Here is a 25,370-nt window from a genome sequence, read left to right on the forward strand (position 1 = left end):
TTATTCACCCAGCTGTTTTTCGCCTTTTTGTTTCATATAAATGGTCTGTCCAGGGAAGGCAAATTCTACACCTTCTTGATGGAAGATATCCATGATACGGTAGTTAATGTCCTGTTTAATATCAAGGTTTTCAGCCCAGGCCGTCGTGTTTGTGTAAAAGTTGAAAAATAAATTCAAATAACTGTCTGCCAGTACATCGAGATTTACCATGATCGTCTCCTTGTGCACCCCATCATGTTCATAAAGCATTTGTTTGAGACGTTTGATGCATCGGTCAAGATTTTCCTTTGGTGTATTATAGGATACACGTACGGAAAACGTAATTTGGCGTTTATTCATTCTCGTCCAGTTCGTGATAGGTTCCTTTGAAAGCGTAGAATTCGGAACTGTCACAACAGCTTCAGCAGGTGTTCTAAACTTTGTGCTTCGAAATGTAATGTCCTCGACAGTTCCAAGAACACTTGGCGTCTCCACAAAGTCACCCATTGTAAAAGGCTTCTCTGTAATGATGACGATCCCTCCAAAAAAGTTCGCCACCGTATCCTGGGCAGCAAGCGCAAAGGCTAGACCACCTAGACCAAGACCTGCCACAAGTCCATTTACATCATAATTAAATTCTTGTGCAATGACACTAATACTTAGTGCAATGATAATGAAGCGAAGTACCTTTGATAAAAACGGTGCTAAAATATCATCCATTTCCAATTCAAATTTCGAATTTACTTTTTGAAATAAGAAAGAAGAAGCTGCGGTTAAATTACAAAGCCCCCATGTCAGCATCAATATAATGGAGGATCTATATAATTTGACGATGACATCCATATGATGCTCAAAGTATGGTGCCTGTCTTAACGCAAAATATAACCCAAGTGCGACAAAAAACAGTCTGGCTGGCTTTTCGAAAGCCACAACAATTTGGTTAATGACCTCCGTTTTAGACCGATTGGTCAGCCTAAAGAGAAGATGAAATAAGTACTTCGTAAATACTTTCCGAAGCAATAAAAAAAGCAATAAAATACAAAGGCTAATACCGATTTGGATCGCAACATCTACTGTAAAATATGTATCCATCCATTTTTGTGTAATCATGTTTGTCTCTCTCCTTTAAAACAATCCTCTCTAGTTTATAATATAACCTTCGTTTATGTCCTCTCATAAATGTCTGACCTCTATATAAAAAGCCTCGGGACCAGTCCCGAGGCATGATGTTCAATTATGAAATTTTGGCTAGAGACATATCGACGGGCAGCAAACTACTTTTTCTTCTGAGCCTGATCAAGGAGAGTCGCTTTAAACATTTCAGCATCCGTTTCGGCCTTAATACGTTCTTCCACTCTAATTCTCCCTTTACCCAATCATCTCGCCTCCTTTTCATCATTATAAAACATCAGAATTTTCAGTCAACATGACGAAAGCACTAATATTTTGGCGAACGCTGACGATTTGGACAAAATTGATCGAAGAAAAATTGATGTACTTCAGATTTACTCAATCATGGCTTGGGATATTCCTGCAACTTTTCACATTTGAATCATCATACTTTCTTAGCAATGCGATTCACCATTACATACAGCTCTTCTTCCCTCCATATAGTAAAGAAGGAAAAACGGTAAAGCATTTGATATGATAAGACCAGAACTTATGTCAGGGAGCTGGAGCATGTGTATATTATCGCGCATAGAGGGTCATCAAGTGCTGCCCCAGAAAATACAATTGCCGCGTTTGATTTAGCTGTTCAGCAGGGTGCAGATTATATTGAATTAGATGTACAGCTCACATTGGATCAGCACGTAGTCGTGATCCATGATGATACAGTTGACCGAACGACGAACGGAAACGGTTTAGTCAAAAGCTATACACTTGATCAGCTGAAAAAACTGGACGCAGGAAGCTGGTTTGACCAGCAGTACACGAATGAACGAATTCCAACATTACAAGAAGTTCTTGAGAGATACAGTCAGCGGATCGGGATATTGATCGAGATCAAACACCCAAGACGGCAGATAGGAATTGAAAAGGCAGTTGTCGACATCATCAATCGGTTTGCCTATTCTCGTCATATCATGATTCAATCTTTTGATGATCATGCACTTCAAAGAATCAAAGCTTTCGCCCCTTCTCTTCGAACAGCTTTGATTATAAAGCCTACTGCATATAAACTGGCGAAAAGAAAGTTAACTGCATACAGCTCGTTTGCTGATTGTCTTAATATGAAGAAAACGATGATCAACAGATGGTGGATAGACCGCATCCACTCATTCGGGATGGATGTGTTTATATGGACTGTGAAAGACCAAAAAACAGCCGATCGGATCAAAAAATATCCCGTTGATGGAGTGGTGACGGATCACCCGCCATTTTTTCTAAAGGAGAAATGATGTAAATGAAAGCGTATCTTGCTGTATTTATAGGCGGACTGCTTGGGACACTTTGCAGATATGAACTAAGCCAATCGATTGTCAGCCAAACATTCCCTTATGCAACGCTAATCGAAAACGTAACAGGCAGTCTGCTTCTTGGTTTTTCAACAGGATATTTTATGTTCCAGAAGGGAAAAAAATATCTTGCCGCTTTGATCGGAACAGGATTTTGCGGAGGTTTTACGACAATGTCCACTTTTTCTAAAGAAACGGTTCTTTTATTACAGACTGGGCAATTCACCTCAAGTGTGATCTACATCCTGCTCTCAGTCATTGCCGGAGTAGCCGCTGCCTTATGTGGACTGATGCTTGCTCAGCGGCTCTTTCATCAAAATAAGCAGCAGAGAGGAGGCAGATAAATGATCGTTTTATATACAGCTGTTGCCGGCGGGATTGGCAGCGCCCTTCGTTTTTTCATTAGCCAATTAATACAGAAAACCAAGTCTCATGCTCGTTTCCCGTATAGTATTATTCTCATCAACTTATTAGGTGCTGCCGGTTTAGGTATACTGACAGGTGCCGTGACTGCCAATCATCCGCTGCTTATGATCATTGGAACAGGTTTTTTCGGTGGCTTTACAACATTCTCTACGTTTAGTGTAGAGTCTGCGACCATGCTAGAGCAGCGGCAAATCGGAAAACTTGCTGTCTACTTATTGATGACGATCATCGGGTCTTTCTGTCTCTTTGCTGCGTTCTATCAAATAGGACATCACCTTTTTTAAATATTGGTAATGGCGGCTAAGCTGATGAGCAGTTGATCCATGAGCTGGCGCTTCATTAAAAAGAGTGTTTTTTCACTGTAGCCGATTTCCATCGCACATTTGGCCATCCGCCAATCTCGAAAATATTTGTAATCGATGAGCTGCTGCTCTATTTCATCCAACTCTTTTAATGCTGTTTTAATACATGCAACGATGAGTTCATACTGATTTTTTTGCTCTTCTAACTTCTTCCGTGTCATGTGATCCAGATGATGCGGGCTTCTTTTTTCAAGCTGTCTTTCGATATTTAAAATCGCTGCCTGGTAATTTTTGAAATTCTTCAAATGAAACTCAATACGTTTCATTGAGGTTTTTTTCTCTGTGATACTTGCTGTTTCATACCAAAGCATGTCCATCCCCCTCTATCGAACATTTGTTCTTATTATAACTCGAACAAACATTCGTAAAAAGAGACTAAATACCTAAAAAAACCTTGAGCTTATTTTTCGCTCAAGGTCATTTCATTTACTAACAGCGGCTCTTTTATATCAAGCCCAGTGCGTGCATTTCCTTTTTCTGATGATATGACGCCTTTCTTCAGGTCGATCTTTTTAACATAGCGTCCATCCATCTCCAAGACCTTCATCCGAATATCATCAAGATAAATGGATTGTCCTTCTCGGATATCAATATTCTCTTTTAAGATTAACCCGCCTATTGTATCAATTTCTTCATCATGATATGACATTTCGATCAAATCTTGAACTTCATCTAATCTTACTTTGCCATCTAAAACATAATGATGATCGGCTCTTTTTTGAATAACCGGCTGCTCATCTTCATCGAATTCATCTCGAATATCTCCAACAATCTCTTCTAAAATATCTTCTGTTGTGACAAGTCCAGACGTTCCGCCATATTCGTCGGTTAAAATCGCCAAATGCATTCTATCGCGCTGCATCTTGACGAGAAGCTCCTGAATAGGAATCGTGTCAATGACCTCAATCACTGGATATATATAATCTTGAATCTTCAGTTGATCTTTTTCTCCTTGATACACAAGATCTGCAAAGAGCTGCTTTTTGTTCAGCATGCCGATGACATGGTCTTTATCCCCTGAAAACACGGGAAAGCGTGTATACTTTTCCTGCGTCATGATGGAGAGGATATCATCTAGCGGCATATCTTCTGGAATGGCACAAATTTCTCTCCGCGGTACCATGATCTCTCTGGCAATTCGATTATCAAAGTCGAAAATCTTGTTCATATAATTATATTCTGATGGGTTGATTTCCCCATTTTTTAAGCTCTCAGATAATAAAATCTTCAATTCCTCTTCAGAATGGGAATGTTCTTTTTCAGACCCCATATCGATGCCCATCATTTTGGTTAGAACACGGGCTGACCCGTTTAACACATAAATGAAAGGGAACATCAGGATATAAAATGCATGCAGCGGGCCTGACAGCCAGAGCGTCATTTTTTCCGCCTTTTGAATCGCAAGCGTTTTTGGTGCAAGCTCACCGACGACTACATGCAAAAAGGTAATAATAGAGAACGCAAGTGTTGCTGAGATCAGGCTGATTGCTGAATCAGGAATGTTTGTCAAACCAAAACCTCGAACCAAAAGTTCTTTTACAGCCGGCTTACCAATCCACCCTAAACCAAGGGATGTCACTGTAATACCGAGCTGACAGGCTGACAAATATTCATCTAGCCTTGATGTCACCTTTTTCGCCACGATGGCCTTTTTGGACCCTTCGGCAACAAGCTGATTAATTCTTGAACTTCTCACCTTTACTATGGCAAATTCAGATGCAACAAAGAAAGCTGTTAAAGCAATCAAAACACCAACTATACTCAGATTAACAATATCGTCCATTTAACCTTGCTCTTTCTTAGAAGAACAAGGAGTCACCTCCTGATTGATGATGTTATATTTTGCAAAACGGTTAACTGATTAAATAAGACTACATTGAGGGCCCCACTTAACCACCTCCGGTTCACGTATAAATCCGCCTCTCTACATATATATGAAACGGTATTCATTTTATCTTACCATAAATAATCTGAAAATTCCTGTATCACCATGTTAAATTTGACAGGACAATCTAGACTGAGAAATCCCTCTCTAATGTTCATATCGGCAGGAAATATGAACAATTAACTTGTATTTCAGACTCGAATTATATTAAACTATTTTCATAAACTATAACGTGACGGTTAGGAGGAGATGTTCAGATGGGGCTGAGAAAAAGTATCGTATTGGTGAACTAGCACAGATTGCACAGGTGACGAAACGAACTGTAGATTATTATACAAATCTAGGTTTGCTTGCGCCTGTTAGATCTTGCTCAAATTATCGTTATTACGATGAACATGCTTTAAAACGATTACAATTAATCGTTCTTTGCAAACAGCAGAGATTGGCTCTTTCTGACATCAAATCCAGATTAGATGAACAATTCCCTTCTCAAAAGGAAGATCCTGATGAACTTGTCCATTTAACCTCTGATATCGATCGGATGAACGAGCATATGGACCGCATTTTGGTACGTTGTAAGCAGCTTCAGCCAGAACAACGTGAAAAATTAAAAGAGCAGCTTACACCTGAAAAGATGACGGCTGTCCAATCATTTTTACTGCTGTTAAGTTAAAATTTTTACTAAACAGGAGGTGTTACCTTCGTTCTCAAAGTCAGAACGAAGGCCTTAATTGGACATAGTTAATTTACTTATAGTTGCTTTGCTTATAGCTTTAACCGCATTTTTCGTAGCATCAGAGTTTGCGATCATTCGCTTAAGAAGCTCAAGAATTGATCAGTTAATCGCAGAAGGTAATAAAACAGCAGTTGCTGTCAAGCATGTCACGACTCACCTTGATGAGTATCTGTCGGCCTGTCAGCTCGGTATTACCATTACCGCCCTTGGTATTGGTTGGTTAGGGGAAGAAACAATTGCGCACATGCTTGCTCCACTATTTGTAGAGCTGTCCATTCCTCAATCAGCTAGTTCTATTGTCACTTTTATTATTGCGTTTAGTATTATGACGTTTTTACACGTTGTGGTTGGAGAACTTGCACCAAAAACACTCGCCATTCAAAAGGCGGAGCAAGTATCTCTTCTTTTTGCTAGACCGCTCATGATTTTTTACAAAGTGATGTTCCCGTTTATCTGGGTATTAAATGGATCTGCTCGTTTGTTAACAAAAGCGTTCGGTCTTCAGCAAGTTTCTGAGCATGACATGGCGCACTCTGAAGAAGAATTGCGGATTATTTTATCAGAGAGCTATAAAAGCGGCGAAATTAACCAGTCTGAATTCAAATATGTAAATAAAATTTTTGAATTTGATGACCGTCTGGCGAAAGAAATTATGATTCCTCGTACCGAAGTTGTCAGCTTCCCTCATGATATTACCATTGAGGAAATGCTGAAGGTGACCAAGGTAGAAAAATATACACGTTATCCAATTGAAGATGGCGATAAAGATAACATGATTGGTGTTCTGAACATTAAAGAGGTTCTCACTGCCTGCATTAGCGGTGAGTGTTCTACAAGTGATACAATCGAAAAGTTTGTCAACCCGATTATTCATGTGATTGAAACAGTTCCTGTACATGATTTATTGCTCAAAATGCAGCGTGAACGTGTACACATGGCGATTTTATCAGATGAATACGGCGGTACAGCAGGTCTTGTGACTGTAGAAGACATCCTTGAAGAAATCGTCGGTGAAATTCGTGATGAATTCGATATTGATGAAATCAACGAAGTGCGTAAACTTGGAGAAGACCATTACATCTTTGATGGAAAGGTTCTAGTTGACCAAGTCAACCTGCTCTTAGGTACACAGCTTGATAACGAAGAGGTCGATACGATCGGCGGATGGTTCCTTACACAGAAATATGAAGTTGAGAAAAATGACACCATTCGTGAACAAGGCTATGAATTTATCATTAATGAAGTCGATGGACACCATGTGGTATATATCGAAGTCAAAAAGTTAAATGAACAATTAGCAGAAGCCGCTGAAGAAGGCGCTTCTTAAGAAAAAAAACGACCCTTGCCAAAGCAAGCGGTCGTTTTTCTTATGCCTTTTCCATTAATTGAGCTTCAAGTTCTTTAATTCTCGTGTTTAATACTTCCGTCATGGCACCTAACCGTTCTTTTGGCGGCAGATGCTCAAATTCTGACTGCTCAATCGGTTCACCGATAATTAAGCGCATTTTCCCCTTTTTGAAAAGACTTTTCGCATTGGACGGTCCTTTGTACGCTGCTGGAACGATTGGCGCTTTACCGAGCTGGGCAATGGTGACCGCACCTCTTTTTAAAGGTACATCCTCTGTTGTACGTGTTCCGCTTGGAAAAATCCCAACGATCTTCCCCTCTTTTAATAATTTAATGGGCGTTTTAATACTGCTTGGCCCAGGATTCTCTCGATCAACTGGAAAGGCATGAATCTTCTTTAAAAATCCACCGATCCATTTATTTGCAAACAATTCTTTTTTCGACATGTAGTGGATCTCAAACGGAAGAATCCCTGCGCCTAATGCAAGAACATCCACAAAACCCTCATGTGTACATGCAATGACAAACCCCCGATCCGTTGGCAGATTCTCTTTTTGATATACTTTGATTCCGCCTCGGAGAGAAAATAATACTTTGATGGTATAGCCTGAAAATTTATACATAGTGCACTTCCTTTGTTTGAAGAATGAAGGATTTGTTTCTATTATAACAAATTTTTTATTACCTGGTACTAAAAATTTCATTAAACAGCCAAACCATCACATCATTTTTCGTTAAGAATCACCGTTCTTTCTGTATCCAGGTCCATGGTTTTAGGAGAGAATAGAAGAGGAATTGTGTCCAATTTTGTCGTTTTTTAAGGTTTTTTCCTGATTTGTTCTATTGAAAATGCTTTATAAATGGCGTAAATTTCGCTATGATAAGGAGAAATGATTTTGATTCGGCGAAAGAGATGAGTAATGTACGGTATTGAGAAGTTTCGTGCAACTTTATGCCTTTCTTATGCGTGTATAACATAGAGGGGAGAAAAATCAGTGACGATCGATGAAATTTATCAAATGTATATGAACGATGTTTACAGGTTTCTGCTCTCCATGACAAAAGACAAACATTTGGCAGAAGACTTATTGCAGGAAACTTTTATGCGTGCTTATATACATATTCATTCCTACGACCATAGCAAAGTGAAACCTTGGTTATTTCAGGTGGCACGAAATGCTTTTATTGATTATGTCAGGAAACATAAAAAAGAAGTGACCATATCGGATGATCTAATTGGCGGCCTTTTACAAACGTCTGTACAAAGCCCTGCTGAACAGGTTGAAATAAAAGAAGTCCTCAACATGTATTTGGAGCAGCTTCCAGATAACTACAAGGAAGCGTTGACATTGTATTATTTAAAAGAACTGAACTACAAGGAAGCATCCAAGGTCATGAATATTACTGAAGCAAATTTTAAAAGTGTTTTATTTCGTGCAAGGCAGCGCCTAAAAGCACTTTACAACAGAGGTGTTAATGATGAATGAAGAGTTTAACAAGCGATGGGAACAATATAATAATGGTGAGATGAACGAGGAAGAAATGATGGCGTTTGAAGAAGAACTTGAAGAAAACGAAAAACGCTTAAGTCAGGAACTGAACGACTCGGATTGGACAGATTTTTCCATCAGTCCTGAAAAGCAAAAAGCCATCTTACAATACGGAAAAAGAAAGTCTTATTTACGTATTTCCGTGCTTGCTGTCATATCGACACTCATTATTTTACCACTTTGTACATTAGGAAGTTATCTATACTACGGTGTGGGCGGAGCAGAGAGCAAAGGGAATCACTTCATGGAAACAGCCGCTGTCACCGTCGCTTTGACGAAACCAAACGTGGCGATTGATATGAAGGATTTAAAAGGCCAAGTCAAGCTTTTTGGGATGAACACCGAATTGAAGCTGCAAAAACAAATTGGCAATAAAACAGAAGCCATTGGCAGTGAACAAATCGAGATGTTTTTCGATAAATTAAAGCAGCCTACCATCTCTTATTATGGTGACAGCGCACGCGATACGGAGGATTTCTTTACCCATCCTTCGGCGCAGCCAGATGCATCAAAAAAACAAACACTCACTACTTTAGACAAGCTTCCTGAAGGAACAGTCAGTGAAGTGTATGTATCCTATGACAAAGCTTATACACCAAAGGACGTTTATTCCTTTGCTAAAAAATATGATATGAAAGTGCTCTGGAATGCGATTAAAACAGAGGATTCATTAAGCGGGAATCAGCGGCCAATCGGCTTCCCTGGGAAAGACTCTGAATTCTTAAAAGAGCTTCAGCACACATCAAAAACAGAGGTAGATCAATTTAAAGATGCCCTTGCTTATGTCGATCAGCACCCAACCTGGGCAAAAACGATCTCTGGCAGACCTGAACTGGATCTGTCAAACCGAATACGCTATATCAACCAAAATGGTGTCACGATTTATGGCTCTGTGATCACAGGTCCTTCGAAAGAAATCGAGAAATTTGTGAAGACAAAACGCATTAAAACGGCAAAAGTGAGCGAGGTGGAATTATGGAATTGGTAAGAATTTTTAAAGAGCATAATGTATTTGGCTGGATTTCCGTCGGTACAGCGATATTATCCCTGCTCATGCTGAACCTCGCCATTATCAGCAACGTGACATTTTATTCTTTTCAGATGCTTCCTTTTGCAATGGCCGCAGTTCCATTTGGCATTATTGAACTGTTCATTAAAAAAGGCCGTACGGGCCCAGGGTTCCTTGGTGTCGTACTGAATATCTTTGTTATTGTTTGTGTCTACACCATCGTATCGATCGATGTCGATCTTCAATTAGGTTTTTAAATCTCATTAGATGAATAGCCAGTGTTACTTGACTAACGCCAAGCAGCACTGGCTTTTTGGTGTTTTCTTAAATATACCCAACGGTAAGTCTACAGCGCAAATAAAAAAAGACTGCTTCATAAGCAGTCTCTTAGAATAAATTAGTTCACAAATGTTTTCGCTCCAAGGTAAATCGGCTTCCAGTAGCTTGAATTCATATTACTGATCGTCACACCATCAGAAGCAGCATGAATAAACTTGTTGTTCCCAATGTAGACACCCATGTGAGATGGACCCGATTTATATGTTGTAAAGAACACAAAATCGCCAACCTTTGGTGTTGATACGCTTTTCATTGATCCCCAGAAACCTTCAGTTGTTTGTCTTGAAATCTTTTTTTGTTTGTTAATGATATACCACATAAATCCGCTGCAATCAAAGCCTTTTGGTGTCGTTCCACCCCATCTATATGGTGTGCCATTGTGCGCTTTAGCATCTGCTACAAGCTTAGACGTGTTTAAAGAAGAAGCAGAAACTGTTTTTTCTTTAACAGGTGTTGTCTTCACTTTTTTAGATGTCTTTTTGACCTTTAGCTTTTGCCCAATTTTGATCAGGTTTGTTTTGAGTTTATTTAACGATTTCAGCTCTTTTACAGTCATGCCGTACTTTTTGCCGATTTTAGATAATGTATCACCTTTAACAACTTTATGAGTAGCTGTCGCTGACGCCGCTTTTACTTTTGTTGTTGTTTTTGATGTTTTCGTAGTTTTTTTTGAGGAAGTACCATTTACTTTTAAAGTTTGTCCAACATAAATCGTGTTAGATTTCAGCTTATTATCTGATTTAATCTTGCTCACACTTGTTTTGTATTTTTTCGCTAGAACAGAAAGAGAGTCACCTTTTTGAACTTTTACTGATTGTGCTGAGGCAGCTCCGGCAAATAATGTCGTCCCAAGTAGAACTGCACTTGCAGCTGTGATCAATTGTTTTTTCATTTGTTCCTCCTGTATGTATCTATCGTGATCCGAATTTTATCTACTTACTATTATAAGGATCAAATACCAGAAGAAATAGTCTTGACTTCCTACGACATTATGCTTATTAATTCGGCAAAATTTATTTTTTTTTAGGGTTCTTTATATTTCATTTTCATTACACAATCATGACAAAATAAACGCATCTTGTCATGGATAAATGATACATTCATTTCTCTTTTTGGTCCATTCTATGTAAAGTGGACCTTTACAATTTTAAAGTGAACTTTACGATCCTGTAAATGGGAATCCACAATTCTGCTCTACCATTGTAAACGTAAGAGCGATACATAAACAATGAGGAGGCAAAATGAATGAGTGTGTTGAAAAGCTCGAAAACGAAAATCGCTGCAGTAGCGGCAGCATCTGTGCTATCGATTGGCATTTTTTCAGGGATTGAATTTGGACAGGCTGACAAAGCAGAGGCTAAAAAGAAGCCAAAAAATGACGTGCAAAATGTGATCGTGCTGATCGGGGATGGCATGGGAACACCTTATCTTTCAACTTACCGTTCATTTAAACACAACGGAGACCTTTCAAAACAAACAGCGTTTGACCCTTACCTCACTGGCATGCACAAAACATACCCTAACGACTCTAAAAGCAATATCACCGATTCTGCCGCAGCTGGTACAGCTATGGCAACTGGTAAAAAGACTTACAACAATGCGATCGGTGTAAATAAAAACGGCAAAAAATTAAAAACAGTTCTAGAAGAAGCAAAACGGAAGGGAAAATCTACAGGTCTTGTCGTGACCTCTGAATTAACAAATGCCACTCCTGCTGCGTATGCGGCTCACGATGTATCGAGAAAAAACACAGCAGCCATCGCTGATGATTTCTTCGATGAAAAAATCGGAAAACAGCATACAGTCGATGTCATGCTTGGCGGAGGTCTTGTCGATTTTGTCCGGAAGGATCGTGATTTGACGAAAGAATTCAAGCAAGCCGGATATGATTATGTCACCAATAAAGATGCCTTACAAAAAAACAAAAATCAAAAGGTGCTAGGCATTTTTGCTGACGGTGGTCTTGATAAAGCGATTGATCGTGATAAAAAGACCCCTTCCCTGCAAGACATGACGTCCTCAGCCATTAAACAGCTGTCTAAAAACAAAAAAGGATTTTTCCTTATGGTTGAAGGCAGCCAAATTGACTGGGCTGGACATGATCATGATATTGTCAGTGCAATGAGTGAAATGAAGGATTTTGAAAAAGCATTTGAAGAAGCCATTCGTTTTGCAAAAAAGGATAAAAATACGTTAGTCATCACCACTGCCGATCATTCAACTGGCGGACTTTCCTTCGGAGCAGACGGCTCGGGCAGCTGGGATTACAAACCGGTAAAAGCAGCGAAAAAGACGCCTGACTTTATTGCAAACAAAATTGTCAGCGGCATGCCTGTTGAATCAGCGCTGAAACAATATATCGATCTTGAATTTACAAAAGAAGAAATAGCCTCCATTCAAAAGGCTTCTGAAACAAAGGATGCTGTTAAAATTGATGATGCGATTGAAGAAGTGATCAACATGAGATCACATACAGGCTGGACAACATCAGGTCATACGGGTGATGAAGTTCCATTCTTTGCATATGGCCCAACAAGCCAAAAGCTAAAAGGTCTGATGGAAAACACCGATCAAGCAAAACACATTTTCAAACTGCTGAAAAACCAATAAAACGGGCAAAAAAAGATGTCTGCTAAGAGACATCTTTTTTTGGTCTTTTTTAAGCGAGATATTTCCTATGAACCCCTTTTCCATCATACGAAAACATGACTTCTTTTCCTTCAAGAACTGATTCGATATGCACACTTCTTCCCCATAGCTGATGCAAATAAGGGAGTACTTTTTCTAAGTATTTCAGATCTAGTTCAATGCCTTCATACCAATGTTTAATATAGAGTTCATTGTTTTTTAAATAGTCGCCATCCATCACGGTCAAATAAGGAAAGCCGCCATTGACCCTCATGCTGACTAGCTGATCACGAACAGCCTTCCATTCTTTATCGATGACTTTATAGTCTCTCCCTTGTTTTTGAAACAAGTACAAATCTTCTCTCATCACAAGGTCTTTTGTTAAGTAATTTCGAATAAAGGAAATATCTGATTCAATTTCCCTGACTTCAAACATTTTGCTGCGGCCCGATCCTTCTGTCACCCCTGCTTTTTTTAATTCTTCACATGGGTTGTCATAGCGCTCTTCGATATCTTCAAAAATCTTCAGACCTAAATAGTAAGGATTGATGCCTGTTTTAGATGGCTGCACCACGCCTGCATTTAATTTGGCAAACTCAATCGATTCACTTGAATCTAAATCAAGCTCACGCATAATCCGCTGATGCCAATACGATGCCCAGCCTTCATTCATAATCTTTGTTTCCAGCTGCGGCCAAAAATAGAGCATTTCCTCCCTCAGCATGGTGAGGACGTCCCGCTGCCACGGCTCTAGCTCCCGGGAGTGCGCCTCAATAAAGAGCAAAATATCTTTTTCTGGCTTTGGTGGAAATTGCTTGACGATTTTCTTTTTCTCATGCGTCTTCGGCTCATCCATTCCCCACAAATCATCATACGGCGTCTGACGTTTTGGTTTATCATCTTCACATTCTTCTTCATCGTCCATATTCCAGCTTAGTTTTGAACGAACAAGAGACGGATCAATATGCTCCTGCAGAGCCAATACGGCGTCTAAAAAGGATTCCACTTCTTTTGTTCCATGAAGATGCTCATATTCTTTGATCCGCTCTGCCGCTGCTGACATGCTTTCTACCATGTCTCGTTTTGTGTTTTGGAAACGGCAATTATTTTTGAAGAAATCACAGTGTGCCAGTACATGAGCCACAATTAATTTATTTTGAACAAGCGTGTTGTTATCAAGTAGAAAGGCGTAGCAAGGATTTGAATTGATGACCAGCTCATAAATTTTGCTTAACCCTAAATCATAATGAAGCTTCATTTTATGAAATTGCTTCCCAAAGCTCCAGTGGCTGAATCGTGTTGGCATTCCGTATGCACCGAACGTATAAATAATTTCCGCGGGACAGATTTCATACCTCATCGGATAAAAATCTAGACCAAATCCATCTGCAATTTCTGTAATTTCATCAATGGCTCTTTGTAAAAGACGTTTTTCAGATACGCTCAAGGAAACCATCCCTCCTCATCGGACTTATCCCTACTATATGAGCGCACCTAAAAAAACATGATGTTCCGCCATTCGTTTAGACGACTTCCATTTCTTTCGTGGATTGCCCGCCGAATGACTCGAAATGAATATTCTGTTCTGGAATTCCCAGCTCTTTTAGCATATGAATCATCTCCTGTGTAAACACCGGGGAACCGCATAGATAAAATTGGCCTTTCCCTTCTCCAATCACTGATTGAAGGAATGGACGGTCAATGCGGGAAGCTGCCTTTTCAACAAGCTCACCCTTACCAGGCTGTACAAATTGTTCATTACATAAGATGATGCGACCATGAGAAGCTGCAGCTAGAACGCTTTCAAATTCATTTTCAAAAGCAGTTACATCCTCTAATCGATCTGCATGAATCATTGTAAACGGCTGGCTGTTTTGCGCTGCTGTTTTCATTAAACCGATCATTGGTGTGACACCAGAACCAGCACTAATAAAATAAACAGGCTCTTTAGTGTCTTCTTGCAAACAGAACATTCCCTGCGGCATACTCACTTGAAGAACGTCCCCTTCTTCCATTTCATCATGCAAAAATGTAGACACATGACCATCACGCTTTACTGTAATGCGGTAATAAGAAGGATGATGCTGATCAGATAAGCTATATTGTCTGCTGCACATATAAGCTTCACCCGGCATATCTGCCTGTACCGTAACATATTGGCCTGCTTCATACATTGGCAGCTCTGATTCATCTTCTGGTACTAAGTAAAAGGAGATCAGCGATGGAGATTCCTGTACCTTTTTCTTAATCACAAACGGCTTCACATCTGCCCATCCGCCAGTTTGCTTTACATTCTCCTCCATCATTTCTGCTTCAATCGTGATAAAAATATTTGCAATAATGTCATATGCGGCCTTCCAAGCTAAAAGCGTGTCATCTTTTTCCGTTAAACCAAACACTTCTTTCATCGCTTCAATGAGGTGATATCCGACGATTGGATATTGCTCTTTTTTGACCATCACACTGACATGCTTATGGGCAATCTGTTTGACCGCAGGAAGTAATTCTTCTAATCGATCGATGTGCAGTGCTGCTTGATATAGTGTCGCAGCAAGCGCCTCTGGCTGACTTCCGTTCATGAGGTTTGTTTTATTAAATTGATTGAGTAGTTCTGGGTGCTGCCGAATCATATTTTGATAAAAAACAGTCACAAGTTTGGTTCCCTCAGCTTTTAATAGAGGGGCTGATTGTTTAATGGCATTCATTTGATCTTTAGATAACATCGTCATTCCTTCTTTCAAAAAGGTGTATTTTAAATACATCTTTATCGTAATGGATGACAGCTTATAAAAGCAATATTTATAATACATGTTTTAAATGTTGTCACATTTAACACTTTCTCGAACAGTTTTTGTCTAAAATGTGTTACGATGATACAAAACTCTATCAGGTTTAGAGGTCGTCAAAATGAAACTAACGAATTATACAGATTTCTCATTAAGAGTACTCATTTATTTAGCATCAAGAGAAAACAATGAACTGTCAAATATTCAGCAGATCGCCGATGTTTATGGCATTTCTAAAAATCATCTGACTAAGGTGATTTATCATCTTGGAAAACGCGGGTATGTGGAAACGATCCGTGGAAGAAATGGCGGGATTAGGCTTGGGAAAAGCCCAGAAAGCATTAATATTGGAGAAGTTGTCCGTTATACTGAGGATGATTTAGTCATGGTTGAATGCTTTGATTCAAAGAAAAACAGCTGTATCATCTCTCCGATTTGTTCATTAAAGCATGTACTTCATGAAGCACTTACTGCTTACTTACGCGTTCTTGATCAATACACATTAAAAGATTTAACTCAAAACAAAGATGCTCTTAGAGAGCTCCTCCTTTAGGCGAAAGAATTCTTTTCTTTCGTCTTTTTCTTTACCTTCTTGTAATAATAATTAATTTAAAATTATTATAAATAAATATTGACTATCAGGTTTGATTTAATATAATTAGGGTATATAGATTACTAGAAATCATTTTTTTGTTTACAGGAGGAGAAAAGAATGACAAATTCAAATCATAAAAATTTGACAACGAATCAAGGCGTGCCTGTTGGCGATAACCAAAACTCAAGAACAGCTGGTCACCGCGGACCTACATTTCTTGATGATTACCATTTGATTGAAAAACTTGCACACTTCGATCGTGAACGTATTCCAGAGCGTGTCGTTCATGCAAGAGGCGCCGGCGCTTATGGTGTGTTTGAAGTTGAAAATAGCATGGAGAAACATACAAAAGCTGACTTCTTAAGTGAAGAAGGAAAACAGACAGACGTTTTTGTTCGCTTCTCAACAGTTATTCATCCTAAAGGTTCACCTGAAACATTGCGTGACCCGCGCGGCTTTGCTGTCAAATTTTACACAGAAGAAGGTAACTATGATCTAGTTGGTAACAACTTGCCGATCTTCTTTATACGTGATGCATTGAAATTCCCTGATATGGTTCACTCTCTCAAGCCAGATCCTGTAACCAATATCCAAGATCCTGACCGTTATTGGGATTTTATGACCTTAACACCTGAATCAACTCATATGCTCACATGGCTCTTCTCTGATGAAGGAATCCCTGCGAGTTACGCTGAAATGCGCGGTTCTGGTGTGCATACATTTAGATGGGTCAACAAATATGGAGAAACAAAATATGTGAAATATCACTGGAGACCTTCAGAAGGTATTCGCAATTTATCTATGGAAGAAGCAGCAGAAATCCAAGCGAATGATTTCCAGCATGCGACAAGAGACTTATATGACCGCATTGAAAATGGCCATTACCCAGCATGGGACTTATATGTCCAGCTGATGCCGCTTAGCGATTATGATGACCTTGACTATGATCCATGTGATCCAACAAAGACATGGAGCGAGGAAGATTATCCGCTTCAAAAAGTAGGACGCATGACACTCAACCGCAATCCTGAGAACTTCTTTGCTGAAACAGAGCAATCTGCTTTCACGCCAAGTGCACTTGTTCCAGGAATCGAAGCATCAGAAGATAAACTGCTTCAAGGCCGTCTGTTCTCATATCCTGATACGCAGCGTCATCGTCTTGGTGCAAACTACATGCGCATTCCGGTGAACTGTCCTTATGCACCAGTACACAATAATCAGCAGGATGGCTTTATGACAACGACTCGTCCAAGCGGTCATATTAACTATGAACCAAACCGTTACGATGATCAGCCAAAAGAAAATCCTCACTACAAAGAAAGTGAGCAAGTTCTTCACGGTGACCGTATGGTGAGACAAAAAATTGAAAAACCGAACGATTTCAAACAAGCTGGGGAAAAATATCGAAGCTACTCTGAAGAAGAGAAGCAAGCATTGATCAAAAACCTAACAGCTGACCTGAAAGATGTAAATGACAAAACAAAATTACTTGCGATCTGCAACTTCTATCGTGCAGACGAAGACTACGGACAACGATTAGCCGATTCACTTGGTGTGGATATTCGCTCATACCTTCAAGGAAGCATGAAATAATTGATCCGTAATGAGCACCTCTTTATTAGAGGTGCTTCAGATTGACAAAGGGCTAAAATGAGCTTTATTTTGGCCCTTTGTCTTCTTTTCAGCGTGATAGAAAACCTTTGCAGTCTAGGAAGGACGAGTACTGGTGCGGAGCGAATTTGACATTCGTGAGCACCGGCACGCAAGGACTGACACCGAATGCGAGGGTTTGTCTACACGCTGGAGCACCTCTTTATTAGAGGTGCTTTTTTTATAGCCGGAATACGTTAATACTAATCAAATGACCGGTCACCGGGTGAAAATAGATTTCTGCATGTGCGGCAAAAAGCGTTGAGCCTTCCTTCACGGTGACGCGAAACACATCTTTTGTCTGATCTTCATTTACTTGTGTACGCCCAATATATTGATAATCGTTTAAAGCGGCGCCTTCATATTCCTCTTGCAACGCTGTGTACGCAAGTCTTTCCCAATTTTCAACAGGCTGCATCGCTGCATTTGCTGCAGGATGGATCATGAAAATGCCATACAAAACCATTCCTGCTGCAAAAGGCATCCACCATTTCGGCTGCATAATATCATTGATCTCACTTTCATGTATATTTTGTTTATGTTTTGCTGGTCGATCCTTTTTCATACATGAAGCATTTATTCAGCCTAAAATTCCCGGTACATGATTAATGCGGACACCAACTTTTCCCCTGAAAATGTCGATATGTTCCGAGCAAACTAATGAGGACTTCTCAAGGGAAAGGAGAAGGTTTGATGAATGTGGCGGATTATGATAAAGCACTTTATTATACGCATCGCTCGCAATGGGATAATTTACTTATTCTTATGGTACGTACGCAAGATGACTTGCTCTCGAAACGTATTGAGCATTTCTTACACGCGTATCAATTTAACCGGAACGATGCTGATGTTGAAAAATGTTTATATGGGCTCCTGCAGTACATTGACCATGCTTCAGAGGCTGCTGCATCTGAAGTTTATTCACAACCGATGTACACATAAAGAAAAAGGCTGATTATCAGCCTTTTTACATACACTTAGCAGTGCGCAGTGATTGGAAGCATAAAGTGGTCTTTTACCCATTCTTTTTTTGTATAAATAAACAGCGCATCCTCGTCATTTGGCGCCATAACCACATGTAAGCCGTCAATTGACGTATCAGGTGTAAAATAGAATATCACTTTTTCCGTCGTTTCATTCACAATATGTGCAACAACTTCCTCTATATTTTGCGGCTGGAGAGAAATGATATCAAAGACATGTATGGTTTCATTTTCTTCATTCATCAGGACAATGGTATCCAACGCTTCAATATAGAAAATGGCATCCGGCCAAACGAATGTAAAATAAAACATCAATAAGCTGCCATGGTCTTCAGCATCTAATTTCATTGATCCCGTTTGACGTTTTTCTGCGAACTGTTCAAGTAATGGCAGGTCATGTTCCAACGTCAGCTGCTTTTTGCGCATGTCCTTTTTCATTTGAATGGCGCTTTTGCCGATATTTAGACTAAATTCGCTTTCGTGGTAACGGGTAAAGCCGAATCTTGGATAAAAATCCAGTACAGTTTCATTGGCAAAAAGAAAAATCATATCATAGTCATTTTCGTACGTATCCATAATATGCTGCATTAACTTTGTCGCTAATCCTTTATGGCGGTAGGCTTGATCCGTCATCACCGTGCCAATTTGAACAGCTCGATACGTTTGGCCATCAATGATCAGGGACATGAGGTAGACGGAAGCGTTTGAGATCACTTTCCCGTGATGGACAAAGGAATAAGGAATATATTTTTCATCCCAGTACCCTCTTTTATACCAGTCACTAAAATCCAAATCAAATGTATTGATCGCTAACGCATTAAAGCTTTCTTTCAATTTGTCATCATGGCGATAACCATTCACTAATTCATATGTCTCCACTTTGTTCCCTCCTTTTTTAAATTCACCTTTAGTCAGCCGGTTCATCACCTCCCTCAAAATAAAAAAAGACTTGATGAGCATATACTCATCAAGCCTTTTATCGTTTCATTATTAGAAATTAGACTGGACATGCTTCTCTTTTTACGCAAAAGGGCACGTCAAATAAACCAACATCTGTGCTCTTTTTTATTCAATTCATTGAATTGAATGTGCGCTTAAAAGTTTTAGCATAACGACTAAATTCCCTTCTGTCATAGCAGCTCTTTCGGCTGATTTTTTTGATAATCCACTGCATACAGAGCCGCTTGTGTACGATCTGCCAGCTCTAGTTTTGATAATACATGAGATACGTGTGTTTTGACAGTCTTTTCAGAAATAAACAGTGATGAGGCAATTTCTTTATTGCTTTTCCCCTTTGCAATTTCGAATAAGACATCTCGCTCTCTATTGGTCAGCTCTTTCATTAACTTCCATTTTTGCTCTTTTGACTCAGTCAAATGCTGCACAAGAAAGTTGGTGATATGAGCATCTAATTGATAGGTGCCCTTTTGTACGTCAATCATTGTCGTAAGGAGCTTTTCTGGCGCTACATCCTTGAGCTGATAGGCTTTTGCCCCTGCTTGAATAGCGGGAATAACATAATCTTTATCCGCATAGCTTGTCAGAATCACAATGCGGGTATCGGGCATTTCCAGCATCATTTGTTTCGTGGCTTCAATACCATTCATCACAGGCATCGATAGATCCATTAGAACGATGTCAGGCCGCGTTTGTCTGACAACTTCTAATGCTTCTTCTCCATTAGAAGCCTCACCAACGATTTCGACGTCAGGCTGTGTCTGCAAGAAAAACACAAGCCCTTTTCTCACAATATGATGATCATCTGCAATCACGACTCTCATGACGACTCCTTCCTTTCTTGAGAAAATGGCACCTTCACTTGAATGGTGGTTCCTTTACCGAGCTCAGACTCTATACAAAATGTTCCACCAGCTCTTTTGATACGGTCAGACATGCCTTTCAGACCAAGTGAAGGGAGGCTCATTTGCTCGTCATACTGAAACCCTTTTCCGCGGTCAATGATTTTCATCTCAAACGTGTCTTTTGATTGTTCAAGCTGGACCTTAACTTCCTCTACTCCCGCATGTTTTTGACAATTATTCAGCGCTTCTTGGCATACCCGAAACAACGTTTCATGCTGCGAATGATCCATCTCCATACAGCCTGATAACGATAATGTACAGCGTAATCCTAAAAGCTTTGCATACTCTTGAATTCCTGTAGTGAATCCTTTTTCAAGTCCTCTTGGCCTTAGCTGCCAAATGAGTGACCGCATTTCAACCAGTGCATCTTGTGACAAATGCTGAATAAAATCAATCATTTCCCCTAGATTTTGATCATTAGTCATTTGACGGGCAGCTTTAGCAGTCAGACTGACTGAAAATAGCATCTGGTTGACGGAATCATGTAAGTCCTGTGCAAGCCGGTTTCTTTCTTCCAAAAGAGCATGTTGATGTTCGTTTTGCACAAGCTTCATCCGTTGAATGGCGGTACCAATTTGAAGCGCAATGCTTTCAAGCAAGTTCAATTCTTCTTGCGTAAATGTGACTTTTCCTTTTGCCGCCACATTCAATAATCCGAACGTACGCTTACATGCTTTGAGGGGAACCGTCGCATGATGCGTAATTCCTTCAGTATCCCCAAGCTGCTTTTTCATCGCCGTTTCGATGCGTTTACAATTCATAATGTTTGTGGCAGATTGAAGTGAACCTTTTGTGTATCGATTGATGCAATAGCAATCGTTTTGGCACATGAGCTGTTTTTGATGCTTTGCCAGCGCTTCGGGTAAGGAGACCTCTGCCATCAATTCGTACGAACCGTCTTTTTCTATAAAATAAATCCATGCTGAATGAAAGCCTGTGACATCCATCAGCATATGGAGCACTTCATGAAGCGTATCTTTCATTTCCGTGCCTTCATTTAGCTTTTCAGCAATTTCTTTTAACGTTTTTAATGTTTCAACCTTCTCTTGATATTCTCCCATACTGTTTACCCCCGGCATTTGCTGCCTTCTCTTTTCATTACGCTCATTATATCATGAGCATTCTGCCGGTTCTTTCGCTAAAAGGATGATTTTTTCTCATCCTTTTGACTGAGAAAAAGCCATCATGCATTCACACGATGGCCTTGTTTGTTTATTTAGCTGTTTCTTCCACAATCTCATAAACGACTTTCATCACTTCTTCTGACAGATGCTTCAGCTTTTCTTCGCTATCTGTTAAAGATGTACCTTTGACTGCAATATAAAATTTCACTTTAGGCTCAGTGCCGGAAGGTCTTAAGCAGAACCACGAGCCATCCTCAAGGAAATATTTCAGCACGTTTGAAGCTGGCAGGTGAATGGTTTCTTCTTTCTTTTCGGCAACGAGGTGTCTTTGACTTGATTGGTAATCCTCGATGACAGTGATGCGCTGACCCGCGATAGCAGCTGGTGGATTTGTTCTAAAGGTATGAAGGATCGCTGAAATTTGCTCTGCTCCTTCTTTTCCTTTTAAGGTTAACGACTTTAACCCTTCCCGGTAAAATCCAAACTCCTTGAACATATCGACAAGCGCGTCGTACAAGGACTTGCCTTGTTTTTTATAGAAAGCAGCGACTTCGACAGCTAACAGCGCCGCTTGCACCGCATCTTTATCTCGGGCAAAGTCACCGATCAAATAGCCATAGCTTTCTTCGTACCCGAATTGAAACGTGTATTCTCCGCTCTCTTCGAATTGCTTGATTTTTTCTCCAATAAATTTAAAACCAGTAAGCGTGTCAATTGTATGGGCACCAAATGCTGAAGCAACAGCACGCCCAAGCTCACTTGTGACAATCGTTTTCATCACAACGGGACGAGGCGGCAGCTGACCAAGCTTTTGTTTTTCAGACAATAAATAATGGAGCAGCAGGGCTCCTGTTTGGTTGCCTGTTAAGACGGTAAACTCTCCATCATGATCTCTGACCGCAATGCCTAACCTATCCGCATCTGGGTCTGTTGCAATGAGGATATCAGCATTCTGCTTTTCGCCAAGCTTGATGGCATACTCAAATGCTGCATGCTCCTCTGGATTTGGCGATGTCACTGTTGAAAATTGCGGATCTGGTTTTTCCTGTTCAGGCACAACGGTCACATGCTGATAGCCTAAAGCCTGAAGCCCTTTTCGGACAGGCTGGTTGGCCGTACCATGAAGCGGGGTAAAAACGACTTTGACATCGACCTCACCTGCCAGCTCAGGGTGGACACTGATGGTTTTTAATTTTTCAATATACGCATGATCGATTTCTTCTCCGATCATCTTGATCAGCCCTTGTTGTTTTAACGTTTCTTCTGAATCAACTGAAATCGACAGTTCATTTTCTATTGCATCTACTTCTTGAATGACTTGATCTGCTTGAAGTGGAGGCAGCTGTCCGCCGTCTTCTCCATATACTTTATAGCCATTATATTCTGGTGGATTATGACTTGCTGTCACGACAATCCCAGCAAATGCATTCAGCTCTCGAACAGCAAAGGAGAGCTCTGGTGTTGGACGCAGTTCGTCAAATACGTATGTTTGAATGCCCTGTGAAGCAAGAGTTTTGGCTGCTTCCATCGCAAATTCAGGCGATTTATGGCGTGAATCATATGCAATGGCGACGCCTCTTCTTTTTGCATCCTCTCCATGTTTCGCAATATACGCAGCAAGGCCTGCAGATGCTTTACGAACCGTGTACACATTCATTCGGTTCGTGCCGGCACCAATCTCTCCGCGCATTCCTCCAGTGCCGAACTCAAGGTTTTTGTAGAAACAGTCTTCAAGTGCTAATTGATCATCTTGATGTGCCTCCAGCCATTCCCTTAGCTCAGTATCCAGGTGCTTCTCATTGATCCATCGCTCATAATTCGTCTTCCAACTCATGGTCGTCCTCCCAGCTCTTATCATCAATAAAATACATCTACTGTTATTTTATATGGAATCATCCTTTATGTCATGCTATATCATTGGCAGATGAAGAAAATGCTGAACAAATAAAAAAGCCGATACATGATCGGCTTTTCTTTTATTCAGCATCAAGTGGTACAACTGCTTCATGGAATAGTTGATCTAATTCTGTTTGATGTTTCTGTTTTGCTGCTTCATCCCAGCCAAAACGCTCTGCCATATAGTCAACGACAGGCTGTGCATATTTTTTCGCCCAGTTGATATTAAATAATAGGCTTCCTGTTCTTCTTAAGAAGAAATCAACAGGGGTAACAGCTAATTCTTCTTCGATTGCATAGACAAGCTCTGCCAGTACATACGCTGGAATGTTTCGTTTGTCTGCTTCACCTTGAAGCTGCTCTACACGCTTGAAGAGACTGCTGACGTTTGAGCCATATTTTTCAGCGAGTTTTTGAGCAATCGGTTCTGTTAAACCAACAGATACTCCTTCTGCTGTTTTCGCTTGGACTAAGGATGCCATATTTTTAGACCCGCCTACATGACCGCCTGAAATTGGCATATGCTTTGTTTTACATGGCCCGAAGTCTTTGCCCGTTTCTTCTTTCAGTCCATCACGTACGAGATTCACAATGTGCTCAGCCATTTTGCGGTAGCCTGTTAATTTACCGCCAGCAATGGTAATTAAGCCTGAAGATGATGTCCATACTTCATCCTTACGAGAAATTTCTGAAGGGTCTTTGCCCTCTTCATGAATGAGTGGACGAAGACCAGCCCAGTTAGATTCAACATCTTTTTCTGTAATATTGAGATCAGGGAACATGTATTGAATCGCTTTGATGACATAATCACGATCTGCTTTTGTCATACGCGGATGTTCCAGCTGCTTTTTGTACACTGTATCTGTTGTTCCAACGTACGTTTTGCCTTCTCTTGGAATCGCAAAGACCATACGTTTATCAGGTGTGTCAAAGTAGATCGCTTGTTTTAATGGGAAGACTGATTGGTCGAATACTAAGTGAATACCTTTTGTATGCTGTAAGTGCTTCCCTTCTTTTGAGTGATCCTTGTCTCTTAGCTGATCGACCCATGGACCTGTCGCATTGACGATTTTCTTCGCATACACATCGTAGGTTTTCTGCGTCATGACATCTTCAATGACAACACCGACAACTTTGCCTTTATCATAAATAAATTCTTTTACTTTCGCATAGTTGACTGCTTCTGCCCCGAATTTCACAGCCTCTTTCATGACTTCGATTGTCAGGCGTGCATCATCTGTACGGTATTCAACATAGTAGCCGCCGCCTTTTAAGCCGTCCTTTTTCACAAGCGGTTCTTTTGCAAGTGTTTCCTTCGCACTTAGCATGCTTCTGCGTTCGCTATGCTTTACACCAGCTAAAAAGTCATACACTCTAAGCCCAATGGATGTTGAAAACTTACCGAATGTCCCGCCTTTATGCATCGGAAGAAGCATCCATTCTGGTGTTGTCACATGAGGACCGTTTTCGTATACAATGGCACGCTCTTTACCGACCTCTGCGACCATCTTCACTTCGAATTGTTTTAAATAACGAAGTCCACCGTGCACTAGTTTCGTTGAGCGGCTAGACGTACCTGCTGCGAAATCCTGCATTTCTGCAAGACCAACGCGCATCCCGCGTGAAGCCGCATCAAGTGCTGTACCAGCGCCTGTAATACCCCCGCCAATGATAAACACATCATATGGTTTTTTTGTCATTTCCTGCAGCATTTGTTCCCTTTCTAAGCTAGAAAAAGTCATCTCTTGTTCCTCCCA

26 protein-coding genes are annotated in these 25,370 nt (G+C 40.3%); 12 read left to right on the forward strand and 14 right to left on the reverse strand.

Annotated features, from left to right (window positions below):
- Positions 1 to 1,089, reverse strand: coding sequence for a mechanosensitive ion channel family protein (locus C6Y07_RS14275; protein WP_060595874.1), 1,089 nt, complete (start codon positions 1,087 to 1,089; stop codon positions 1 to 3).
- 164 nt (positions 1,090 to 1,253) lie between these two features.
- Positions 1,254 to 1,355, reverse strand: coding sequence for a YhdX family protein (locus tag C6Y07_RS14280; protein WP_017360338.1), 102 nt, complete (start codon positions 1,353 to 1,355; stop codon positions 1,254 to 1,256).
- A 306-nt stretch (positions 1,356 to 1,661) separates the two neighbouring features.
- Between C6Y07_RS14280 and C6Y07_RS14285 the strand changes: the two genes are divergently transcribed.
- From C6Y07_RS14285 to crcB (C6Y07_RS14295), 3 genes are read left to right on the forward strand one after another with little or no spacing between them, the layout of a single operon-like run.
- Complete coding sequence (locus tag C6Y07_RS14285) at positions 1,662 to 2,378, forward strand: glycerophosphodiester phosphodiesterase (RefSeq protein WP_106071595.1); 717 nt, start codon at positions 1,662 to 1,664, stop codon at positions 2,376 to 2,378.
- Positions 2,379 to 2,383: 5 nt separating this feature from the next.
- Complete coding sequence (gene crcB / locus C6Y07_RS14290; protein ID WP_060595870.1) at positions 2,384 to 2,779, forward strand: fluoride efflux transporter CrcB; 396 nt, start codon at positions 2,384 to 2,386, stop codon at positions 2,777 to 2,779.
- A complete protein-coding gene (gene crcB, locus C6Y07_RS14295) occupies positions 2,780 to 3,145 on the forward strand; it encodes a fluoride efflux transporter CrcB (protein WP_060595868.1) in 366 nt (121 codons plus the stop codon). It begins immediately after the preceding gene.
- On the opposite strand, the gene C6Y07_RS14300 is transcribed toward crcB (C6Y07_RS14295), so the two are convergent.
- Both C6Y07_RS14300 and C6Y07_RS14305 read right to left on the reverse strand, forming a co-directional pair.
- Positions 3,142 to 3,534, reverse strand: a complete 393-nt coding sequence (locus tag C6Y07_RS14300; RefSeq protein WP_060595866.1) for a hypothetical protein — start codon at positions 3,532 to 3,534, stop codon at positions 3,142 to 3,144. The two genes, crcB (C6Y07_RS14295) and C6Y07_RS14300, sit on opposite strands and share 4 nt — an antisense overlap.
- Positions 3,535 to 3,623: 89 nt before the next feature.
- A complete protein-coding gene (locus C6Y07_RS14305; RefSeq protein WP_060595863.1) occupies positions 3,624 to 5,006 on the reverse strand; it encodes a hemolysin family protein in 1,383 nt (460 codons plus the stop codon).
- A gap of 334 nt (positions 5,007 to 5,340) precedes the next feature.
- Between C6Y07_RS14305 and C6Y07_RS14310 the strand changes: the two genes are divergently transcribed.
- Together C6Y07_RS14310 and C6Y07_RS14315 are read left to right on the forward strand one after the other, a co-directional pair.
- Complete coding sequence (locus C6Y07_RS14310) at positions 5,341 to 5,781, forward strand: MerR family transcriptional regulator (protein WP_034620022.1); 441 nt, start codon at positions 5,341 to 5,343, stop codon at positions 5,779 to 5,781.
- 58 nt (positions 5,782 to 5,839) lie between these two features.
- Entirely contained in the window at positions 5,840 to 7,171 is a 1,332-nt protein-coding gene (locus tag C6Y07_RS14315; protein WP_012009419.1) for a hemolysin family protein, read from the forward strand.
- Positions 7,172 to 7,211: 40 nt separating this feature from the next.
- Here the strand turns inward: C6Y07_RS14315 and C6Y07_RS14320 are convergent, their stop codons facing one another.
- The gene (locus tag C6Y07_RS14320) at positions 7,212 to 7,814 is read right to left on the reverse strand and encodes a lysophospholipid acyltransferase family protein (protein WP_034663683.1); all 603 of its coding nucleotides are present in this window, start codon (positions 7,812 to 7,814) and stop codon (positions 7,212 to 7,214) included.
- Positions 7,815 to 8,186: 372 nt separating this feature from the next.
- Between C6Y07_RS14320 and C6Y07_RS14325 the strand changes: the two genes are divergently transcribed.
- The 3 genes from C6Y07_RS14325 to C6Y07_RS14335 are packed head-to-tail and all read left to right on the forward strand — an operon-like array spanning position 8,187 to position 10,007.
- Positions 8,187 to 8,678 (forward strand): sigma-70 family RNA polymerase sigma factor, encoded by a 492-nt coding sequence (locus C6Y07_RS14325; protein ID WP_003211938.1) that lies wholly within the window; start codon positions 8,187 to 8,189, stop codon positions 8,676 to 8,678.
- Positions 8,671 to 9,729, forward strand: a complete 1,059-nt coding sequence (locus C6Y07_RS14330) for an anti-sigma factor (protein ID WP_034663685.1) — start codon at positions 8,671 to 8,673, stop codon at positions 9,727 to 9,729. Before C6Y07_RS14325 ends, C6Y07_RS14330 begins: the two co-directional genes overlap by 8 nt.
- Positions 9,717 to 10,007 carry a hypothetical protein gene (locus tag C6Y07_RS14335; protein ID WP_034663689.1) on the forward strand — a complete coding sequence of 97 codons (291 nt, stop codon included), beginning with the start codon at positions 9,717 to 9,719 and terminating at the stop codon, positions 10,005 to 10,007. The genes C6Y07_RS14330 and C6Y07_RS14335 overlap by 13 nt, the downstream gene beginning before the upstream one ends.
- Before the next feature lie 140 nt (positions 10,008 to 10,147).
- Here the strand turns inward: C6Y07_RS14335 and C6Y07_RS14340 are convergent, their stop codons facing one another.
- Positions 10,148 to 10,981 (reverse strand): C40 family peptidase, encoded by an 834-nt coding sequence (locus tag C6Y07_RS14340; protein ID WP_034663692.1) that lies wholly within the window; start codon positions 10,979 to 10,981, stop codon positions 10,148 to 10,150.
- A 353-nt stretch (positions 10,982 to 11,334) separates the two neighbouring features.
- Here C6Y07_RS14340 and C6Y07_RS14345 point away from each other — a divergent pair, with 353 nt between their 5' ends.
- Complete coding sequence (locus tag C6Y07_RS14345; RefSeq protein ID WP_106036602.1) at positions 11,335 to 12,699, forward strand: alkaline phosphatase; 1,365 nt, start codon at positions 11,335 to 11,337, stop codon at positions 12,697 to 12,699.
- A 49-nt stretch (positions 12,700 to 12,748) separates the two neighbouring features.
- Here the strand turns inward: C6Y07_RS14345 and C6Y07_RS14350 are convergent, their stop codons facing one another.
- Both C6Y07_RS14350 and C6Y07_RS14355 read right to left on the reverse strand, forming a co-directional pair.
- Positions 12,749 to 14,173 (reverse strand): SpoVR family protein, encoded by a 1,425-nt coding sequence (locus C6Y07_RS14350; protein WP_374955730.1) that lies wholly within the window; start codon positions 14,171 to 14,173, stop codon positions 12,749 to 12,751.
- Positions 14,174 to 14,240: 67 nt separating this feature from the next.
- The gene (locus tag C6Y07_RS14355; protein ID WP_106156927.1) at positions 14,241 to 15,440 is read right to left on the reverse strand and encodes a globin domain-containing protein; all 1,200 of its coding nucleotides are present in this window, start codon (positions 15,438 to 15,440) and stop codon (positions 14,241 to 14,243) included.
- Between the two features lie 184 nt (positions 15,441 to 15,624).
- Between C6Y07_RS14355 and C6Y07_RS14360 the strand changes: the two genes are divergently transcribed.
- Both C6Y07_RS14360 and C6Y07_RS14365 read left to right on the forward strand, forming a co-directional pair.
- Positions 15,625 to 16,056, forward strand: coding sequence for an Rrf2 family transcriptional regulator (locus tag C6Y07_RS14360; RefSeq protein WP_034663719.1), 432 nt, complete (start codon positions 15,625 to 15,627; stop codon positions 16,054 to 16,056).
- A 159-nt stretch (positions 16,057 to 16,215) separates the two neighbouring features.
- On the forward strand, positions 16,216 to 17,691 hold the full coding sequence (locus C6Y07_RS14365) for a catalase (protein WP_066031106.1): 1,476 nt from the start codon (positions 16,216 to 16,218) through the stop codon (positions 17,689 to 17,691).
- Between the two features lie 238 nt (positions 17,692 to 17,929).
- Here C6Y07_RS14365 and C6Y07_RS14370 read toward each other — a convergent pair whose 3' ends face one another.
- Entirely contained in the window at positions 17,930 to 18,313 is a 384-nt protein-coding gene (locus C6Y07_RS14370; protein WP_060595857.1) for a YqzG/YhdC family protein, read from the reverse strand.
- Between the two features lie 128 nt (positions 18,314 to 18,441).
- Between C6Y07_RS14370 and C6Y07_RS14375 the strand changes: the two genes are divergently transcribed.
- On the forward strand, positions 18,442 to 18,690 hold the full coding sequence (locus tag C6Y07_RS14375) for a YhdB family protein (protein WP_024426598.1): 249 nt from the start codon (positions 18,442 to 18,444) through the stop codon (positions 18,688 to 18,690).
- A gap of 35 nt (positions 18,691 to 18,725) precedes the next feature.
- Here the strand turns inward: C6Y07_RS14375 and C6Y07_RS14380 are convergent, their stop codons facing one another.
- From C6Y07_RS14380 to glpD, 5 genes are all read right to left on the reverse strand, one after another.
- Positions 18,726 to 19,610, reverse strand: a complete 885-nt coding sequence (locus tag C6Y07_RS14380; protein ID WP_060595855.1) for a GNAT family N-acetyltransferase — start codon at positions 19,608 to 19,610, stop codon at positions 18,726 to 18,728.
- A gap of 251 nt (positions 19,611 to 19,861) precedes the next feature.
- Positions 19,862 to 20,512 (reverse strand): response regulator, encoded by a 651-nt coding sequence (locus tag C6Y07_RS14390; protein WP_106156929.1) that lies wholly within the window; start codon positions 20,510 to 20,512, stop codon positions 19,862 to 19,864.
- Positions 20,509 to 21,654: a GAF domain-containing sensor histidine kinase gene (locus C6Y07_RS14395; RefSeq protein WP_106156931.1), complete on the reverse strand. Its 1,146-nt coding sequence runs from the start codon at positions 21,652 to 21,654 to the stop codon at positions 20,509 to 20,511. The genes C6Y07_RS14390 and C6Y07_RS14395 overlap by 4 nt, the downstream gene beginning before the upstream one ends.
- A 151-nt stretch (positions 21,655 to 21,805) precedes the next feature.
- On the reverse strand, positions 21,806 to 23,551 hold the full coding sequence (locus C6Y07_RS14400; protein ID WP_066031108.1) for a phospho-sugar mutase: 1,746 nt from the start codon (positions 23,549 to 23,551) through the stop codon (positions 21,806 to 21,808).
- Between the two features lie 142 nt (positions 23,552 to 23,693).
- Positions 23,694 to 25,355: a glycerol-3-phosphate dehydrogenase gene (gene glpD / locus C6Y07_RS14405; RefSeq protein ID WP_106156932.1), complete on the reverse strand. Its 1,662-nt coding sequence runs from the start codon at positions 25,353 to 25,355 to the stop codon at positions 23,694 to 23,696.
- Between the last annotated feature and the right edge of the window lie 15 nt (positions 25,356 to 25,370).

The sequence above is a fragment of the Bacillus sp. LNXM12-1 genome (genome assembly GCF_003004375.1).
Taxonomy (GTDB): domain Bacteria; phylum Bacillota; class Bacilli; order Bacillales; family Bacillaceae; genus Bacillus.